We start from the raw sequence: 20074 nt of genomic DNA on the forward strand, positions 1-20074 counted from the left end.
TACGGTATGGCTTTAGCACCATTGAAAGAAATCCCTGAATGGTGGGAACTTTGTGAACGGTATCGATACGACATCTATGCTTTCGCCGTAGAAGCTTTAGGTGTCGAACCGACATGGCAACAAGAATTACTTTTTGAATCAATAGCCTTTGATGGTAGCCGTACCTCCGTTGCTTCGGGCCATGGCTGTTTTGGTAAAGGCACATTAATCAAATTAGCCAATGGGAAATTTATACCTGTTGAGCGTATTAATCTAAATCATAAGATCCTTGCTGCAGATGGCAAAACAGAGCTGGACGTAATAAAAACAGTAACCGGTTATCAGGAAATGTTCCGGTTTGAATATGAGAATGGTAAGGCTCATACCTTTAATAAATCTCATATCCTTTGTTTAATCTCTTTATACGATGGTAACGGCTGGTCAAAGGGCGACAAGATTGAATTGCTTGTTTCCCAATACATGAATCTTAAGCCAGAAAATAGAGAACAGTTTGCATCCTATCGGCTTGAAAATGGGGAAATTAAGCCTTTAAAAATCTCATTGGTAACTGAGCTTGGTGAAGGCAAATATTACGGCTTTGTACTTGATCCAGATCCATTCTTTTTAGGTGAAGATGATTTAGTCCTTCATAACACTGGTAAAACCGCCAGTGCGGGTATTGTTGCCCTGTGGCACCTCTTGTTTTTTGATGAATCAATCATGATGTTTACTGCCCCGCAAATCGGGCAGTTAAAAAAACAAGTCTGGAAAGAAATCAGTATCAATCTAGCGCGATTGAAACAAGGGCCTCTGGCATGGCTCGCTGATTATGTTGGGTATCAGTCAGAACTGGTTTATATCAAGGGATATAAAGAAAAGTGGTATGTCTTTGCTAAGACAGCACCAAAGCATCAACCAACTAACCTCGCTGGTAACCACGGCGATAATTATATGGTGTGGGTCGATGAGGCCAGCGGTGTAGATGATGCTGTACTTGATGTGGCGTTTGGTGCTTTAACGCATGAAGATAACCGCGCTGTAATGACTTCTCAGCCTACCCGTAACGCGGGTATGTTCTATGAGACTCATCACAAGCTAAGTCATCGGGCTGGTGGGGTATGGATTGCTTTAACTTTTAACGGGGAGGAATCACCCCTTGTAAGTAAGCAATCTCTAGAAGAACAACGGCAAAAATATGGTAGCCGTGACGATGCACAATACAAAATTCGTGTACTTGGTGAATTTCCTGATTTATCCGATGAGTTCTTAATAACCAAGCGTCAGACAGAAGAAATGTATGTTGGCGCAAGTATTTTTGATGACCATCAATTCGGCTATATTATTACCGTGGACGTGGGTGGTGGTGTAGGTCGAGATGACTCAGTTATTGTAATTAGTAAGGTTTGGGGTGAGGCTCAATGGGGAGAACGAGCTCGTCGTGTAGAAGTGGTAGATATTCCGCTGTGTAAAAACCGAGATGATATTCTTGAACTATTCGCTAAAATTAATGAATTACTTTTACAGTATCCAAATGCAAACTTAGTTGTAGATGATAACGGTGCTGGTAAAGGCTTAGGCCAATACTTGAAAAAACAAGGCATTTTCTATGTGCCTGTATACTGGGGTTCACAGTGCTTTAGTAACGATAACCGCAAAGAGTTTACAAATAAGCGTTCCTTAGCCTACGTTGGCTTTGCTCGAGCAGTCGCAAGTGGCCGCTTTAAGATGAAAACGAAAAAGCACTATGTAAAAATTAAAGATCAATTGATCCACATTCCTTACCGCTTTGATGACTTTGCTCGATATAAAATTTTGAGTAAGGATGAAATGAGGCGTATGGGTATTAAATCGCCCGATTTAGGTGATGCTTTTGCTTTCCTTTTCTTAGAAAACGTTCATTACACAGAAGCATATGAAACTGTAAATGTAACGGATGATACGCCAGAAGGCCGAGAACAAGCGGATCGTAAGTCTAGATTTGCAGCATTAAGGCAAGCTGCAGAAAATGATCAAGCTAATGGAACTGACCCCTAAAATAACCTTGAGCCATAACTACCATAGTTAAATAAATCAATGGGTGGGTTATGGCTATTAACTTCTTTTTAACTGATGTTGGTCGGAATGCTTTAAATAAAGTTGGTGATGTCGCTAGTTTTGGTGGGGAATTGACACATCTTGCTGTTGGTACCAGCAAATTTGATGCATCTAAAGAGGCAAAAACTTTAACTTCACTTAAAAATGAGTTAGCTAGATTTTCTTTAAATGGTGGAGATGTTGATTCAGAAACGGGCACTTTACGTTTTGTGATGAGTATTGAACCCACTCTAACAATGGAAGTATTTGAGTTAGGGATTTATCTATCAGATGGTACTTTACTTGCGGTTGCTTCAACGACTACAGCTGAATCAATCATGTCGTTACATGCAAATGTTGTTGCAATACTGACATTTGGATTTGTTTTAACTGACGTTAATTTAGATAAAGTAACAATTAAGATTGATCCCAATACTCCAATTGCTGTCATGTTGATGAACCAGCATAGCGCTGATGAAGATCCACACCCGCAATACGGCGCATTAACTCGTAAGCTTATGATCGATCATAATGCACACGAAGATCCACACCCACAATATGCATTTAAGAAGGACGTGAAGACCAAGGATGATGATTTACAACATCAGATCGATGGTTTAGATACTTCATCTAAAAATTTAGTAATACAGCTAATAGATTTAAAAAAATATTTAGATTCTCAATATCCAAAACTAATTGGTGCAGGTGTCAATGTTGGGAAGACCGCAATTATCGATTTAGGTGGAAAAGTAACGGATTTACGTGACTCAAAATATGCTATTCAACTTACACCAGAAAGTTCTCATGAGGGATGGTCAATCACTCGGGCTGAAAAATCGTTCTCTTATGAAGTTTGGAATCGTTCAGGTCAAAATCGAATTGACTATTCAGGTGCCGTTAGCTGGTCCGTTCTTCAGGTAGCAGCAGAAACACTAAATGATGGTAACGGCGATTACACTGTACCAGGCGTTTATATTATTCCAATTCAGCCTAAAGAGCTAAAAGAGTTCATTCTAGTTGGCGCTGGTGGAGCTGGGGGCGGCAGTGTATGGGAATTAGGAGTTTTGGCCCACGGAACACATGGTACTGATACACGCTTACGTTTAAATGAGCTTGATTTGGCTGTTGTCGGTGGTGGGAAAGGTGGGACAAGCGGCCAATGGTCAAATGGTAGTGCGTTCTCTAACGGTGCAGGTGGTTTAGCTAGTGCAATTACGGTGACTTCAAGCATTACGGAAATTTCTAGAAAACTCGGTAATGCTGGTACAGCTTCAAATCAGTTGAATCATAAAGGCGGTGCTTCTGTAAGTACAGTTTCAAACTGGGGTGCGGGTGGCGATGGTGCAAATGGTGTTGGTGATGATGGCTGGGCACTTGGCGGTGGTGGTGCAAGCGGTGGTTTACTCATTTGTAGATATTCCAATACATCCGAAAAAACGCAGTACATGACTCTAGTTGTTGGCGAAGCTGGGCATATAACAGAAAGTAATGGTAACAGCGGTAAAACGGGTATTGGCGGCTTTGCCCGTGTAAGTACTGTTTCAGCATAAGCAGGTGAAACAGTATGAGAAATGATTATCGAAATGCTATTAGAGACCTAATTCACCGAAATCTTCAACGAAACAATATTCAGAATCTGATTGTTTGGGAAATCAAAGAGGATGAATCACAAGATCCATCACTCTTAAGCTACAAACTTTATGGTTCACGAAATCAAATTGATGCGGTTCTTGTGGCTTGTGGAGCCAATGGTATTTGGGAAAAGTTACCACTTCAAAAGGTAGCATTTCCAAGGCTTGCAGATTTATTAAAACTTCAAAAAGAATATTTGCAGGATAATTAATATGTCAAAGTTCAAGCCAGATGATTTCCGCCGTGCTCAGCTTCAATTAAATCAGTCTTTGCAAAACGGTGCAGTACGTAGAGATCAACAGAGTCGTCAAAAAGCGGACAGGGACCAAAGGGCATTTGCTGAAAAAGAAATTGAATATGATGATTGGGGACGAAAGATCCCTAAACCTATGTTCTTGCGGCCACATGACATTTTGCAAGGTGAAAAATACGATGTTGAACGGATTCTTTTTACAACCTTAGGTCAGCAAAATGGAGAAGTGCCAAGGCGTATCACCCGTGATGATATCTTGGCATTTCAAGAAAACATTCAACTTTTAAAAGATCAATATAGTAAAGGTATTACCCCTCAAAACATCATTAATTTAAGCCGACAAGATGATATTGATCGGGCAAATGAGCAAATCCATTTGGCGGTACCAGTAAGTAGAAAAGCTGGTTTAGTGCATTTACTCACTAATGCCGGTCCAAAAAGTAAAGTCTTAAATCACCACGTTGAAATTGAGTTCTCAAACTTTAAATCAGTTGTTTTTGATATTAATAAACAAGCCTTAAGTACTGTTAAAAACCGTTTGGCTAAAGGGAAAATCAAATTTCAATGTGATTGTGAGCGACATACGTTTTGGTATCGATACATGGCAACTATTGGTGGTTATAACCTAGGTCGAGATGAAGGCGGGTTTCCTAAAGTCCGTAACCCGCACTTGTCTGGTGTGGCTTGTAAGCATGTTTTGCGTGTTGTTAAGTGGATAGGTTCACCATCAGGCATTACATATCTTAAAAAAGAAGTAGAGAAAGAGCGCCAGAAACAAGTTGGTGCTCGATATAAGCAAACTGATAAGCAAATTCAGAATTCGATTAATGAACAAGTAAAAGATTTGATGAATGGTTCTACGAAACCAATCAAAGCAAATATTCAAAAAGCTGAAAATGAAATGATGCGTAGAGCAGATAAAGTTGCGAAAAAGCTCTTAGAACGCGAATTAAAAACCCTCAAACGTTTTGAGATTGAAACGGTAAGAGCAAGTCAAATTGAAAGAATTCAAGCCTTGCATAAGTCAGGTGCTATTGATCAGGACATGTTAAATGTCTTCATGAAAGGTTTAGGTAAAAATGCTAAATAGATCAGTAAATCAAGTTGCCAATGGTCGCCGTTTAGCAGCGAGACGTGTTGTTATGAATGCATTAGCAAGTATTCCAGCACAAGTTTGGCGTAAAGAGGTGATTTTCAATAATCCAGCTGAAGATTCAAAACCTTTAGATCCTTTATCTTTTGAAGCAAACACTCTATCGATTCAAGACGAGCCTAATTACAAGTATGAATATAAGGGCGCTGCTTATGTTCATTTCGATAAATTTAATGGTGGTTATATTCAAAAGAACTTCTCTATGAATAACCCCTCTGATTTGGTGCTAACCGCTCAAGTAGAACCATTCAATGAAGAATTGGACGATGTATTGGAAAGGATAATCAACATTCCGGACATGATTCTTAAAGAAGGCGATCTTTTAGGTTTAATGATTTATGAAAATCTAATGTTGTGGTTTGAGATTGTAAATATTACTGGTTTTAGCCTTATGGCTGATTTTGGCAGTAAGTATGTTTTAAACCGTAGAGATGATTTGTTTATTGCACCTATGGGTGATGGAGAGAATTAATGAGTTATTTAGTTTTTAATGAAAAAGGAAAAAAGGCTGGTGATATTGAAATAGCCGCACAATGTACTTCTGCAATTTTCAATTACCAGGTAATCGGGAACGGAGCAGAAGTAGAATTTTTCGGAAGTAATGTTCCAAATGCAGATCCGCAAAATGATGCTCACTGGGTGCCGATTATTACTTTAACAGCTGCTGCACCGGATACAGAACCGTTTCGTCAACATTGTTGGGATAAGCTTCGCTATAAGGTTAAAACTGGTGATAGTGTTGAAATTTATGTTTCAAGTGGTGTAAGCGGATAACTATATAAATAAAGGGCTGAATAGGTCCTTTAGCTACATTTTCTTTGTCCTCATTTGCGAGGACATTTTTATGATTGGAACTGACCAGAATCAAGAAAAAACTCACATGTCAGACTTTCGTTATCTTAAATGGAAAGCCAAAGGCTGGTTTAAAATGACTGTTTTATCAGACGAAGTTCGTAAAAAGTATGATGCGCAACGTATTGCTACAGCTCAGTGCCAAAATTACTATTTTAAAGGTACAGATGAATTTGAAAATGGATTCGATAGTGCTCAAGTAGAATCAGGGGAATACCCAGAAGTTTTAAAAGCTATTTTTGATTCCATTGGTATCGAACATGCACCTGAAGTTGATAAAGCTGTGATGTATGGGGTAGCACAATACCAAACTCGTCATGGTGGGGAATTACCACATCCCTCAATTATCGCAGCTGCATTAACTGCTGGTTTAAATGGTGCCAAACAAATTACAGCATTACCTGCTGAAGCACTTAGTTACTACGACAGCCTTAATGAATCAGGTTTTGATGATGTTAATCATCAACATCATGAATCTGTAAGTATTGTACCTGCCATTACCGTGGCAACCATTGCCAACGTAATTGCGTATGCAACACCTATTGTTGCAATGATTCCGAACTCTAATGGTTCTAATGAAGTTCCTCTTGTATCAATTCGCTTTGTCACCAATCGTGACTTTGGTGCAATGAAGAAATCAGAATACTTAGATGGTGCGAATGCTTCTAAGCCATATGTAGAAGGGCGTTTCCGCTTTGCCTTGTCGAATGGTGGTGCTGGTTTAACATACTCAGTGACAGCTCGTACCTCTTATGCTGATTACAAAGCTAAAACACCCGATGCTAATGCAAAATTATTGCCGTTTCTTGCCGGTAATGTATCAATCAAAATTAACGGTAAAGAAGTTGCACATACCCGTAATCGCACAAAGTCAAAGCTAACGGGCAAGATCTCCGCTATTGCAGAAAAAGATATTGTAATCAATGGTGTTGAATACCGTGTAGTCGGCAGTGAAATTGACATTACAGCTAGTAAAATTAGCGTGACATTAAATCAAGCCTTACCCGCTGGTGCAAAAGTTGAAGTCTATCTAGTTGCAGATTTTGATGCTCGTGATGGCAACAATAACTACTTGATGATCCCAGTTGGTGTAGATTTTGAGCCTGAGTACGAAAATTTGGTGGCATCACCAATTATGGCACAGGTTACTTTATCAACTTTATTGCAATCTCAAGTGAATAATGAGCTTAAGCTTGGTTTTCTGGGACAAGCTTTAGCAATTGTCCAAGGAAAAATTTTCTTGGAACAAACTGTTCGATTGTTAGGTGAAGCAAAAGACTTGGCTGAGTACTCAAAACGTGAAGTTACTTTTGATGCGTCTCGTGGTGTGACTGGTAAATTAGCAGCTGCATTTAATACTACTGCTGATTTGTTTGGTGAAGTAAATAAGTTTATTTCCGCTGCTAAATTGGACATTAACCAGCGTACTGGTGGCTCTACTGTTGCATATGATCTATATGTCGGTGACAGTGGTGCAGTCTTCTTTAATCAGTTGTCGAGCGATAAAATGCCGACAAAAACGGGTTATACCGCTGGTTATGGTCAAATTGTTCGCATCGGAACCCTTGCTGATGGTACCAATGTTTATCATGCGCCTTCAGCCCAAGAGCTTGTAGCAGAAGCAGATACTGCTTTTGATATGCTTTTAATTGGTCGAGGAAATGAACCAATTCGAGCGCCGTTTGTAGGCTTCATTCAAACTCCATTATCTGTTATTGAAACACGTCCAGATGCACGTGAATCAGTATTGACCTTAATTGGTTCACAAGCTGCAGAAATGAACCCGTTCGAACGTTATGCTGATCAGGGCTATGTCATCCACTGTATCAATATGCCATCCCTCAAAAATTCGTAATACATGACCTGAAAGGCGCGTTTCTATGCGCCTTTTTTATTCTAATTCTTGTAAGGAAAAGCTCATGGCTGGAACAACTGAAAGTACCGATGAAACATTAACATCTACAGATGATCAAGCTAATACCAAACACAAAAACACTCGAAGTAAAACCAACAAAACTACAGAAACTCAAAATACCCAAGCTGGTGATGAAAAAGCTTCAGATCAAGGAGATTTATTAAATCCTCAAGATCAAGATAACGGCGATGCCAAAGCAGAAAACTCAACACCAGATGAAGTGAAAATCAGTGAAAAGGTCAATAATGAAACCGAATCAAAAGTAAATGAAATGGACAAAGACGAGGTAGATAAAAAACCTCAAGAAACAAGTTCTTCTAAAAACACTCAACTCATTGATGGGCCATTAGCAGAAACAAAGGGTGATAACGTAGATCTTTTAGTTATTAACGTGACTAATAACAGTTTTACAACTGTTCTAGAACCGTTATCTCGTGTTGCTCTCGAATCAGGTAAAACAACTAGCATTACGTGCCATAACCAAACATTTAAATATCAGGTCCTTGAAAACTTACGACAATTGAAAGGGCTAGGTAAAAACTTAACAGTTGAGTAATAAGATGGCTATTTTAATTATTGATGGCACAAACCCAATTATGGACGCTGTAGGTGATCTACCAACTCAGCGGGTTATTACTTTGCAGAATAATGGCTTAAATGACATTACGGAACCATTTACTCAAGTCAAAGTAAAAGCTGGTGAAAAATTTACTTTTACTTTGATCGGTGATGAAGCTCATAAGCAATTACTTGAGAATTTAGATCAAATTAATGGTTTAAAAGGAAGTGTTCTTGAGATTGTACTTTCTGAACCAGAAGAATCGGCGGAACCAGTTGGTGCATTGTAAAAACAAAGTAATTTTAAAAACCACTTTCGAGTGGTTTTTTTACATTGGAACTAGCTAGAAAACTGATTATGTCCACAGCTCAAAATACCTAAAACAAATAGCCTTGGGCGTGTAATGTAATGAATATACTTGCTCTGTCGAGTACTGGTGAGCTATCCCTTGAAACAGGGGCAAGCACATCATTCAAATTAGAATTTGATCCATACAGTTATCTTGCTAATGCTGAAATCAATGTGGCTTTTTTTGCGAAAGTAACTAGCCCACGTGGTCCAGCTGATATCACAATGCGTTTGATAATTAGAGATGCTGTTACTGGTGATCTGATTATTTCTGTGCAGGGATCAGTAGACGGAGATATTGAAAGCTCTACATCTATTGTTGCAGTAGCTGATGCCAAAGAATATTTCGAGAAATTTGAATTAACGCTGGGAATTGATGCGTTACAAGCAATTCTCAAATCAACTGCATATAACGAAGTTAATAGTTTGGGCAGAGCTTCAAAAACATTGGCTTTAGAGGATGAAGCTTTACCTTCATTTAATGCAGATGAACTATATAAAATTCTCACAAGCCAATTAGATACTCCAGCATATCTGACATTACCTAATCCTCATGATTTACCAATTTATGTTGCCGCTCAACGAGCAGCTACAAAATTACGTATTCCTCTAGATGCAGAAATAAATCCAACTTTTACCGCAGAACAAGCCGCTCAATTTTCAACAAGCGTGGATGCCCAATCTCAGTTTGTGCAATTTATTTGGAGTCCTAACCTTTGTCGAGCTCGTGATTCAGCCACCCTTAAAGGACGCAAAGTTCCTGCGTATTATTTAGGCCATTATATCGGTGATAAGTTACTACGGAATGCAAAATTAAATAAACAAGGCTTTGCGCCGTTAAAGAATGCTGTAGCTTGGAAAGACTACCCATTTACTGCAAAGAACTTAAGCCAGATGTCAGGTAATGATCTTGAGGATGACCAGACTCAGGAAATGCTGGCTAAGGCCAAGGTTAATGTAGTACGTCCAGTTAAATTCGAAACTACTTTATTTGTTTTAAGTGATGTACTTACTCAATATCAAAGTAAAAATAGTGCTTTGCGTTTAGTTCCTGCAGCGGAAATTTCAGGCCGTGTGACGAACAAATGTATCGCAATTCTTAGAACATATATGTTCCAAGCAGCACCGGACTACATTAAAAAAGCTGGTGATGATATCCAAGAATTCTTAGAAGGTGCATCTAGTGAAACAACCGGTTGGCTACAGGCAGCTGATGAACTCGGTGGTAAACCTTTCGAGTTTAGCTTAGTTCCAGATAAGGACTTTCCATATGAGCGTGTACGACTCTATTTAGCCCATGGGGTAGTTGGTACCACACGTGCCGCAATTTTTGATGAAGATGTTTTAGTTAAATAATTTAAGGATCTTAAGATGAATCCATTTGGCCCAACCACACAAAAACCTTTGGAATTACGTAAATTTGATTCAGCAGCTGAGCAAATTTCGACAGTTGCAAATAAGGTATCTAGTTCTGACCGAGAGCAACAGTCAGTTATTGAACAAGTACGTCAAATTGCCCTAAACATCCTTTCAGATACGGTAGATGCTATTAGCGAAAATCAGCTTGAAGAAGATGAGATGGGTATTGATTATTTGGATGGATTAATTATTGATGCTTTGGGGGATGCGAATGATGCTATATATGAAAATGCATTAATGTCTTCTCTTTCTGATGCTTTTTTAACATTTGGGGTAGTGGATACTGATATTGAAGAAATTTTCAGTGAAAATATCGAAGCAGCAGATGTGGCCTTAGAAGCAGCTGTAAATACCATGCTCGCTAATATGCCTGACGACGGACCAGAACTAGAGGAATTGATTCGAGAATTCATTTTCGGGGAAGCAGATGAAACTGAAGAAGGTTTTGATTCTATTGCCAAGAAAATTAAAGCTCGTAACGGCGCATTTAGCCAGCGTAAAGTTAATGGCCGTAAAGTTCACTATCGAGGTGTTTTAGCTATTCGTCAGGGGCAGAAAACTGTAGTTAATAAACGATTACCTGGTCAAAAGGTTCGATTAACTACAGCTCAAAAGGCTGGTATGAAAAAGGCACGACTACATGCTTTTTCAGCAAATGCAATCCGCAAGCGTTTACGATCATTTAATAAAGGTAAACGTTTAGGCATTTACTAATCGTTCAATAGGTAAAGTCATTGATTTGGCTTTACCTTTAATACAATAAATTGAGGAAATAAGCATGAATACAACACAGATTTTAGGTGAAGCGCCGGGTATTCAATATCAGAAAAAAACTGATAAAACCGAGACAAAAACGAATCAGTCACTAACGGATACAATTATCATTGGTCGTTTTAAACGTGGCCGTTTCGACATGCCCATGACAATTCATAACGGGAATATCCGTGGTCAACTTGGATATGATCCAAAAAATCCAGATTACATTTGTGTTCAAGAATGTCTTGATCGTAATGTTCCTTCGGTTCAGGTATTACGTGTTCCGCCTAATATTGGGTAATTAATCAAAGATTATAAAATAGCTGCCTTGGGGTGGCTTTTTTAATTTAACAATTTAGTTTGTATTTATATAACAAACTCTTAGGATTTAATTTTCTAATTTAAATATTTTTAATAGTTCTTTTGTGATATTTAAATCTGGTTAAAGGTTCAAATATGACCTTTCTATTTGTAAATAAATTGAATCTAATGTAAGATATAGTTCAAATCTGAACTTTTAATTGCTTTAAGGTTTCTTATATGGACTACAAAGATAAGTTTTTTCCGCTAGACGCGGAGAATTTTATAAAAGACTTAAGTCTATTGATAAAATTTTATCGATTAGAAAAAAATATGCGTCAGGTGGATTTAGCAGAGGCAGTAGAAGTTTCTTTGTCAACTATAAAACGTATAGAAAATGCCGACACGTCAGTAGAGACAGGAGCTCTACTTAAAACTATCTGGTATTTAGGAATTTTAGATCAGTTGAGTCAGGCCTTACCAAAAATAAAAAAAAATGATGTTAAGCATAAACGTGTTCGGGTTGGCGTTGTAAAGGATGAGGACTTTTAATGAAACAGACAATATATATATATATTCAAATTCCAGATTCAGTTGATTTTGAAACTTTAGGCCGACTATCAGTGATCAATGGTAAAGGTGAGTTTACCTATAACCCTTCATATTCAATTAATTGGGTACCAGATGAAATTAAGTATCCATTAAGAAAGGGGCATGTATATGAAGTAACAGAAAATAAAGGTATACCAAATTTTATAATGGATATTGTTCCTGATAACTGGGGGCAAAATTTATTAAAGAGAATTTTTTCTGCAGAAAAAGATACTCCATGGACTACTTTAGATTATTTACTTTATTCAAATAATTCAGATAGATTTGGAGCAATTTGTATAGGGGAGCAAAGAAGAGTTACTCAAAAGGCAACAAATGAAAATTTCTTAAATATGGTAAAGCTTGAAGACTTTTTAGAATTTACGAGTAAAGTTAGAAAAGGTGAAGAAATTGAAAAACTAAGATTAGCATTGGCACAGACAACTTCATTAGGTGGTGCTAGACCTAAAATCACCTTGTATGATGATAAAAAATTGTACTTAGCTAAACCCAAAGATATCAATGATCTCGTAAATGTGCCACGTGTAGAATATGCATGTCTAAGTTTTGCAGAAAAAAAAGGGTTTAATGTTGCGAACCATAGCTTGGTGCAGATTAACCATAATAATGAGGAAAAAGATGTATTAATATTAGAAAGGTTTGATCGTGAATATGATGAACAATCTAAACGATTCCGAAGATTCCCAATGTTAAGTGGTTTAACGTTATTAAATACCTCATGGACTACAATTGATACAACAAGATGGTCATATCCTTTGCTAGCAAATGAAATGCTTAGAAAAAGAATTTCATTAGAAGAAATAGAAGAGTTGTATAAAAGAATGATTTTCAATGCATTAGTTGGAAATTCTGATGATCATCCCAAAAACCATGCATTTATATACAAAAATGGAAGATGGAAATTAGCTCCATTATTTGATGTAGTACCTCAGGTTGATCTCTTACCTACACTTTTATCAATGAAAATAGGTGATGAAGGAGAAAAAATAACTCGTAGTAACTTATTAAGTAGTGCTTCAAGTTTTAAAATTGAACAACAGAAAGCTGAAAAGATTGTAGATGAAATATTAGGCTGGAAAGAAGAGCTTAAGAATCATTATCAAGAGATATTATCGTCTCAAGACTTTGAAACCGTTTGGAGTAAAATTCCAAAAATTGAGTAAAAGAAACGATAATAGAGCCGCCTATGAAGGTGGCTTTTTTTATGGAACCACGTAACTTTGTAGAGACTATAACCTTTTAATCTTGATGCATATAACAGCCTTTTGAGCATCAAAATTATGCAACAAGCTAATCCGATTTTACTAAATCAGCTTAAACAAGATTACATTGCCTTACAGCAACTTGGCTCACCACTATTAGCTTGCCAAGGTATGTTTGTGCCTCGTGGTATGGAAGATCTTCGTTTCTTATTTAAAAGTTGTCCACGGCCTATTGTTAGTAATGAAGATCCGGCCGAAGTTCAGTATGCAGGTGGTTTTACGGGTATTGTTGCTGGACCACCCAAAACCAAATACACAGGTAACCTTCAGATACTAGTTACTGAAGCAGGTCATGACCAAATTCTTGCTGAATATATCGTTGCAAGTGGTGGCATGATTCATGGTGATTATTACGATGGCCGTCTAGGTAGTTTTACCCGTTCTTATGCACTTGAAAACTGTGCTATTCGATTTGAATCAGCGGAATATGATTCAGATAGCCGCTCACAAGTCATGACTGTTTCATGTCCAATTGATTACAACTATTTCGGTAGCTTTGCAAGCATTGGAACTAATGGAAGTATCCAGCCAGGTAAAAAAGAAATCGATGGTACAGCTGATCTTGTTAACCGAGTTCAGCAAGTTATCAATACTGCTCAACAAGCCACTAGCCTTGTTAATGCAGTTTCTGGTGTAGGTCGCCAATTGGGCAATCTTTTCGGGTAATTGATATGAAGTTATTACCTGAATCCGAGGGGTATGCTGTAGTTGCTGGTTCTATCCAGCAACTTTCAGAAGAGCTCTACAAAGAATATCAATTAACTGGTTACTCAATTTTGCTTGAGGATATCGTTAAGGCGTTTATTGAAGAGACAAAATCTTATGCGGGTTGGGCGACATTAGATTGTCAAACTAAGGCAATTACCAGTATTGAACTGAATGAATCCATAGAACTTAATGGGGATGAGTACGTAATCATTTTGCCTTTAGTAAAAGCGCATTGTGATCTTTTGCAAGCTCGATTAGTTGAAGCTACCCGTGGGCTTGGAGTCGAAAGTTACGGGCTATCAGTCTCTGAAGCACAGCAAATCTATAATGAAAAGAAAGATGCTTTGCCAAAACTTGCATTTTTAATGGTCCCAAAGAGTTTTAACATGGGGAACCGTTAATGCAAATTACCATTGTGTCTGCGGGTAAAGTTATTCCAGCATCTGAGCTCATTAGTGCAACATTAAGAACTGATCTTGTACCTATCCCATCATCTATTGAGTTCACCGTTCAATCAACAGCTGAATTAGACTCCCTTTTGAAAGAAGGGGAGCAATTAACTGTAAACGATATTTCTCATCCATTTGAATTAATCAAAGTTACTCCCTTAAAAACTCAAACTATTAAACAAGATCGCCGTGTAGGTGGTATCTCTTGTATTGGTATTTTGGCTGGCTGTAAAAGGCTTATCGAAAATTCAAAGCAAGCTGTTATCAGTAATGAAACATCTTTTAATTCAGTAATTCGAGCGTGTGGCGCAACTATCAGTCTTGGTCGTGATTTACCTTTGCCAAAATTCGTATGTTTAAAGGGAAGCATGCCTACTCAACGCTTGGCTCATTATCTGCAGCAAGAAGCGGCAGTAATTTCTTTTCAAAACAATAAAGTATCTGCTCAAAAAATTGATTTTTTATTTAAACAGGAAGCTGTCACAAAACTAGATCCAAGTAGCGTTGTTTGGATATCCAGTAAACCTTTGGAACTGATGCAAAAATCATCTTTCGTGACCGTGGAGAATAATGGTTCAACGGTTGTTGGTGATGACTCAATAACCCCAGGACACACTGTTACTCAAAGAGCTGGATTAGATGCCCGACAAGTTAAAAACTTGGAAAAAGTTTTGATTTTGAGGGGGACCATTATTAGGCCGCTAAATTTGAGTTGGAATGCAGGCGATATATTCGAAATTGATAGTAAGAAGTATGTCGTTTTAACAGCTGCACATCATATAGATACAGGCGCAATCGGGGGATCAATGGGGACTTCATCAAAGTTCTGGATTGCTAATTTGTAGGTCAAATATATGAATGGTTCTAAACGTGCAAAGATTTTAAGTTACAACGCAAAGGGTCGTACTGCACAAGTACACATTCATGGTTTAACTGATGGCGCGAGTGAAGGCATCACGGCAACTTTTGCCTATCCAGTCGGTGATAGTGATTTAGATACTGAAATTCAAATTGTGGATGGGGAAGACGTCTATGTCTTCTTTGAAAATGGCAATGAAGAACGTCCAGTAATCCATAGTTATGTCAGTCACGGAGACGGCGCGATCATTGGTGTACGCCGTATTCGACAAGACAACATTGAATTTATTTCGAAAGAAAATTTAAAAGTAGATTCTGGAACTACCGTTTCAATCAAAACGCCGTTGATGAATGTACAAGCTAATACACAGCAAACTGGTAATAGCACATTAACAGGAAATAGCAGTGTAGTGGGTGACACTTCAGTAGCCGGTAATAGTGCTGTTGCGGGTAGTATGGCTGTTGGTACTACTCTTACGGTTGCTGGTATTCCTATTGATCCCAAAGCATTTCAAGGCGCACTTCAAGATGCAATTGATAAATTGGAGGAGCTAAAAGAAGAATTAAAAGAGCAAGGTGAAAAAATTGATGAAAATAAAGATCAAGTTAGCCAAGAAATTGATGAAAAAATAAAAGAAGTAGAAGAATTAATCGAAAATATTAAGGACTCAGATGCATATAAATTGCTTGAAGAGGGTATTAATCATATCGATGAAGAAGTGCAAAAAATTCATGACCAAGTAAAAGAAGTGGGTAAGGAAGCACAAAGTAAAATTGATGAAGTTCGAGCATATATAGATCAAGAAATTATTGATACCAAACTAATCGTTGAACAACATACAAATGATGCAAATCTACGCTTAGATGAAGCTAATCAACGGATAGATCAATCTGTACAAGCTAATGAAGCAATGGTCGCAGATGCTCAACAACGGGCTATTCGTGCTGAAAAAGAACTCGATGATAAAATTGGTTTTATCAAGAGCGAAACAGATTCAATTATTGCTGATGTTCGAAGTGATTCAGATGAAATTCGCTTAGTTGCAGAGAATGCAAAAAAAGTTGCAGATCAAGAAATTATTGATCGTAAAAAACAGGTTGATGAAGCACTAATTGTTGTAGACCAAACTAAAGCTGCTCTAAAGCAAGATATTGATCAGAACTTAATAAAAGCTGGTCAAATGGTTGATGCAGCTAAATTAGCTATGGGTGAACAAACCAACACTTTAATTAACCAAAAAATTGAACCAATCGTAAGCCAAACAGAATCTACTGTTAAAAGAGTTGATCAAGTTGCTGCACAGTATGTCGATCTTGATAAGAAAGTCACTACAGGTTTTCTAGCAGAAGCTGAAGCACGTGCCAATGATAAAGAAGCAATTACCCAAAGTTTTGAACTTAAGTTTTCTGAAATGCAAAATGAATTGGGTAAATCAACTGCATTAATTTCGGAAGAGTCAAAAACACGTGCAGCTCAAGATAAGGCTTTTACTGAACAAATTAGTTCAGCCCAGTCTCAAATTGGAGACAACAAAGCTGCAATCAATAGTGTTGAGCGAACAGTAGTTGAACTAGATAAATCTGTTGCTGAAAAAACTGGTCAATTGCAAGCAAGCCTTGATACGGCAAATGGAAATATCTTAAACGCTAATGACTTAGCTCGAATGCAATCATTAGGTAAACCACTACGTGATGACCCCACTTTCAAAGAAAGCAATAATTTAACAGCTTATGTTAACCAAGCGGGTGCTACCTATACACGACAAGTAAAATCCGCCGATAACCCAACAACTTCAACACATGAAATTCTTATCAGATCTACGGGCCTATTAGGTTCAGGTTGGTATCCGAATACACCATTACTTTCAGCTGCTCCTAATAAAACTTTCTTAGTTAAACAAATCATCAAAATCCCAGTTGGTTTAAAGCTTCAACCTTATGGTAATTCGTTAGGTACTGGTGGTTTTCTGAAAGTAATGGGAAATGCTGAAGGGACTGGTAAATTTGAAATTTATTATTCAGTAATTAAATGTGGTCCTGATATTGGCTCAACGATTCAAGGTCATTTCAGACCTATCAATAGTATAAATCCACCTGTCGCTTCAGTTGAAAAACCAGTTGATGTAATTGTTGCTTCATATGAAGTTTGGGATGTCACCACTGTAAATGACACAATTCCGAAAACTTGGCGTGATCAGGTAACAGGTAATGCTTCATATATTGAAAAAGTAGAAGCCTCTGTAAAACTTGTCGATGATAAAGTAGTTTCTGAAGCTCAAAAGCTTGTAGAACTTAAGACTGACTACAATTCAAATAAGACAAAAACAGATTCAAATTTAGCAACAATCACAAAATCAGTATCTGATGGTGATAAAGCTTTATCTTTACGTATTGATCAAACAAAAGCAGATTTAGAAGAAGCTGACAGACAATCAAATGCAAATATTCAAGAAGTAACTGAATCTTTAGCAGAATTTGAACAGGCAACAACTACAAAATTTTCTTCTTTAGATACTAGTATCTCTAAAGAAAATCTAAAAGTTCAAGGTCAAATCATCGATGTCCAAAAAAGCGTATCGACATTAGAAGATAATACAAATATTAAAATATCTGGCCTTACATCTTCAATTAAGTCTACTGATGATGTGGCAAAACTAGCTTTTGATAATGCTGCACAAGCTCAGCAAACAGGAACAACAGCTGTAAAAGCAACTGAAGCACTTGCTCAAAATTTATTAAGTTTAAAGTCTCAAACTCAAGTAACTACGGGTGTGCGTGCGGTTGCTACAGCAAAGGGCATTGATGACTGGACGACTTGGCGCACTACTGGTGAAGCTAAAGTAATTCAGGATGCTGAGGCATTGGGCGGCTATATTCTTGAGCTTGGGAATAATGCCGGCAATGATGAAGCTTGGGTACATTGGAAAGAGTTCGTAAAAATAAATCCAGAAACTCTTTATAGAGTTCGTGCACGTTTCCGTCGTGTCTCTGGCGAAACAGGAAGTATTTATGTTGGTGTAGCATGTAAAACAGCAGATCAAACAAAGTATGTAACAACAACAAATAATTTAGCTGCAGATATGGGCTCGTCTAACTATTTGTTGTCAGCAGTTAAGCCTAATTTAGGTGAGTGGCAAGAAGTTGTAATGTACCTGAAGGGAAAATCTACAGGTGCTGCTACGGGCATTGGAACAATTGATAATCCTCGTACATTCCCTGCCCAAGCCGAATATTATGCACCAATGTTTATTGGTAACTACTCAGCTCAACCAGGTATAAGTCAGCTTAACTTCATTATCATTGAAGATAACAATTCTTTAGCTTCTGCAAATGATTCAACTGCAACAGCCAATGATTTATTCAAAACAGCAACTAATCGTACCGATGCTGAAGCAGAGCGGACTAGTGAACTCGAAGCAAGAGTAGAAAATGCAGAAACTGGTATTAAAACTAACGCTCAGGCTATAACAAAAACAGCTACTAAAAGTGATCTTGATAGTGCAATGAGCCGCGTATCAACAGACATAACAGCTGCTGTACAAAATATTAAGGTTGGTGGTGTCAATGTTGTTGCCAATTCTGAAGCCCCAAGATCCTCAACAGCTGCAACAAGTCGTGAATACTTTATGTATGAACGAAGTAAAGAGCTCAAAGCTTTTTATGATGAAAATTTAGATAAGCCGGTTACTATTTCTTTTGAAATGAGTGTACCAGTTGTAGGTGCTGTACTCGTGTACTCATCAAATGGGTCAGCGCATAATTTCTCTACGCCTGTCACTGCAACGAAAGCTAATGAATTTCAAAAGTATGAAGTGACTGTTTTTCCTAAATTACATACTGGCAGTACAATTGAATCCACTATTGAATTTTATGGAACTTACACAACTGGACGTATCCCTACAATTCAAAAATTACAGATTGAAGCAGGTAATAAAGCAACAGCATGGAGCCCAAGTCCACGTGATATTCAAAGCTCGTTAAGTGCAAATGCAGAAAATATTAAAGTTGCTCAGGCAGAATTAAAGAAGCAAGGTGATACTTTGTCTACTCAAAGTATAGATATTTCAAAGCTAAGAAATGATTTAACTTTGACTAACACTGAAGTAGGAAAAAAAGCCTCAAGTGAAGCACTGGAAACTACAAAATCAGAAGTAAAAGAACAAGCTGGACAGATTAAAGCAGTTACTGAACAGTCAAATACTTTATCAGCTAATCTAAGTAAATCCGCACCAGCGGGGACTAACCTCTTAATTAATTCGAATATTGCGGGTACCTATAACGGAACTGCTTATCCACATCATATTTATAAAATGGGGGAAGATTGGGAAGTAGGTAGTAAGTACACACTAATATGGTGTGCAGAACACATGCGGGGAGCTGGGGATACTAATTCAAATTTAGCAGTTTATGCTGGTGGAGGAAACCAATTCATACAGCAAATAATTAACACTACAGGCAAACTAGTTAGCAAGATAACTTTTACTAAGACATCTGCTGGTATTGGAAAAGGAATCCATTTTTATATGCTGAATAAACCTACAGCAGATAAGAATTCGGTAGGTACTATTTATTGGGCCGTGCTTGTAAAAGGGGAATTTATAACAACTGACAGCTGGATTGCGAGCCCATATGACTTTAATGCAGCTTTTGATCAAGTATCAGCTAATCTCACTGAGTTTAAGCAAACATATGTTACGGAAAGGGATGCATTAGCACAGCGCACATCTAAGCTTGAAGTCGGTATGACAGATGTAGAGAAGAATATCTTTAACACTGCTCAAGCTCTAAATAACTACGCTACAAATGCAAAATTAGATGAAGTTACAGCTTCACAAACAAAAAACTTTAATACTTCACTCACCAAATTAGATGAATCTATTAAAGCTGAAAATGATAGTGATTCGTTAATTCCTGATTATAACTTAGCGAATCCTGACAAGTGGATT

At 37.7% G+C, this 20074-nt stretch carries 17 protein-coding genes and 1 pseudogene; all 18 read left to right on the forward strand.

The features are described from left to right. Nucleotides 1–6: 6 nt before the first annotated feature. The gene (locus AOLE_RS07905; protein WP_013197574.1) at nucleotides 7–2013 is read left to right on the forward strand and encodes a terminase; all 2007 of its coding nucleotides are present in this window, start codon (nucleotides 7–9) and stop codon (nucleotides 2011–2013) included. 50 nt (nucleotides 2014–2063) lie between these two features. Further along, the gene (locus AOLE_RS07910; protein ID WP_013197575.1) at nucleotides 2064–3602 is read left to right on the forward strand and encodes a phage tail-collar fiber domain-containing protein; all 1539 of its coding nucleotides are present in this window, start codon (nucleotides 2064–2066) and stop codon (nucleotides 3600–3602) included. A gap of 14 nt (nucleotides 3603–3616) precedes the next feature. Further along, entirely contained in the window at nucleotides 3617–3895 is a 279-nt protein-coding gene (locus AOLE_RS07915) for a hypothetical protein (protein ID WP_013197576.1), read from the forward strand. A gap of 1 nt (nucleotide 3896) precedes the next feature. Then, a complete protein-coding gene (locus tag AOLE_RS07920; protein ID WP_013197577.1) occupies nucleotides 3897–5027 on the forward strand; it encodes a hypothetical protein in 1131 nt (376 codons plus the stop codon). Next, nucleotides 5017–5562 (forward strand): hypothetical protein, encoded by a 546-nt coding sequence (locus tag AOLE_RS07925; protein ID WP_013197578.1) that lies wholly within the window; start codon nucleotides 5017–5019, stop codon nucleotides 5560–5562. Before AOLE_RS07920 ends, AOLE_RS07925 begins: the two co-directional genes overlap by 11 nt. After that, entirely contained in the window at nucleotides 5562–5864 is a 303-nt protein-coding gene (locus AOLE_RS07930) for a hypothetical protein (protein WP_013197579.1), read from the forward strand. Before AOLE_RS07925 ends, AOLE_RS07930 begins: the two co-directional genes overlap by 1 nt. 154 nt (nucleotides 5865–6018) lie before the next feature. Beyond that, a complete protein-coding gene (locus AOLE_RS07935) occupies nucleotides 6019–7797 on the forward strand; it encodes a hypothetical protein (protein ID WP_035331545.1) in 1779 nt (592 codons plus the stop codon). A gap of 64 nt (nucleotides 7798–7861) precedes the next feature. Further along, nucleotides 7862–8413, forward strand: coding sequence for a hypothetical protein (locus AOLE_RS07940; protein ID WP_013197581.1), 552 nt, complete (start codon nucleotides 7862–7864; stop codon nucleotides 8411–8413). A 4-nt stretch (nucleotides 8414–8417) separates the two neighbouring features. Then, nucleotides 8418–8705, forward strand: a complete 288-nt coding sequence (locus AOLE_RS07945) for a hypothetical protein (protein ID WP_013197582.1) — start codon at nucleotides 8418–8420, stop codon at nucleotides 8703–8705. Nucleotides 8706–8824: 119 nt separating this feature from the next. Continuing rightward, nucleotides 8825–10120 carry a hypothetical protein gene (locus AOLE_RS07950; RefSeq protein WP_013197583.1) on the forward strand — a complete coding sequence of 432 codons (1296 nt, stop codon included), beginning with the start codon at nucleotides 8825–8827 and terminating at the stop codon, nucleotides 10118–10120. 15 nt (nucleotides 10121–10135) lie between these two features. After that, on the forward strand, nucleotides 10136–10897 hold the full coding sequence (locus AOLE_RS07955) for a hypothetical protein (protein ID WP_013197584.1): 762 nt from the start codon (nucleotides 10136–10138) through the stop codon (nucleotides 10895–10897). Between the two features lie 64 nt (nucleotides 10898–10961). Continuing rightward, nucleotides 10962–11240, forward strand: a complete 279-nt coding sequence (locus AOLE_RS07960) for a hypothetical protein (protein ID WP_013197585.1) — start codon at nucleotides 10962–10964, stop codon at nucleotides 11238–11240. A gap of 239 nt (nucleotides 11241–11479) precedes the next feature. After that, nucleotides 11480–11791 carry a helix-turn-helix domain-containing protein gene (locus AOLE_RS07965; RefSeq protein ID WP_013197586.1) on the forward strand — a complete coding sequence of 104 codons (312 nt, stop codon included), beginning with the start codon at nucleotides 11480–11482 and terminating at the stop codon, nucleotides 11789–11791. Further along, nucleotides 11791–13014, forward strand: coding sequence for a type II toxin-antitoxin system HipA family toxin (locus AOLE_RS07970; RefSeq protein WP_013197587.1), 1224 nt, complete (start codon nucleotides 11791–11793; stop codon nucleotides 13012–13014). The genes AOLE_RS07965 and AOLE_RS07970 overlap by 1 nt, the downstream gene beginning before the upstream one ends. Nucleotides 13015–13131: 117 nt before the next feature. Further along, on the forward strand, nucleotides 13132–13779 hold the full coding sequence (locus tag AOLE_RS07975; protein WP_013197588.1) for a hypothetical protein: 648 nt from the start codon (nucleotides 13132–13134) through the stop codon (nucleotides 13777–13779). Then, the gene (locus AOLE_RS07980; protein WP_049787184.1) at nucleotides 13779–14222 is read left to right on the forward strand and encodes a hypothetical protein; all 444 of its coding nucleotides are present in this window, start codon (nucleotides 13779–13781) and stop codon (nucleotides 14220–14222) included. Before AOLE_RS07975 ends, AOLE_RS07980 begins: the two co-directional genes overlap by 1 nt. After that, on the forward strand, nucleotides 14222–15115 hold the full coding sequence (locus tag AOLE_RS07985) for a hypothetical protein (protein WP_013197590.1): 894 nt from the start codon (nucleotides 14222–14224) through the stop codon (nucleotides 15113–15115). Before AOLE_RS07980 ends, AOLE_RS07985 begins: the two co-directional genes overlap by 1 nt. Before the next feature lie 9 nt (nucleotides 15116–15124). Continuing rightward, nucleotides 15125–19921: pseudogene (locus AOLE_RS20885) on the forward strand (interleukin-like EMT inducer domain-containing protein); the annotation flags it as partial. Nucleotides 19922–20074: the final 153 nt, after the last annotated feature.

The sequence above is a fragment of the Acinetobacter oleivorans DR1 genome, from assembly GCF_000196795.1.
Lineage (GTDB): Bacteria > Pseudomonadota > Gammaproteobacteria > Pseudomonadales > Moraxellaceae > Acinetobacter > Acinetobacter oleivorans.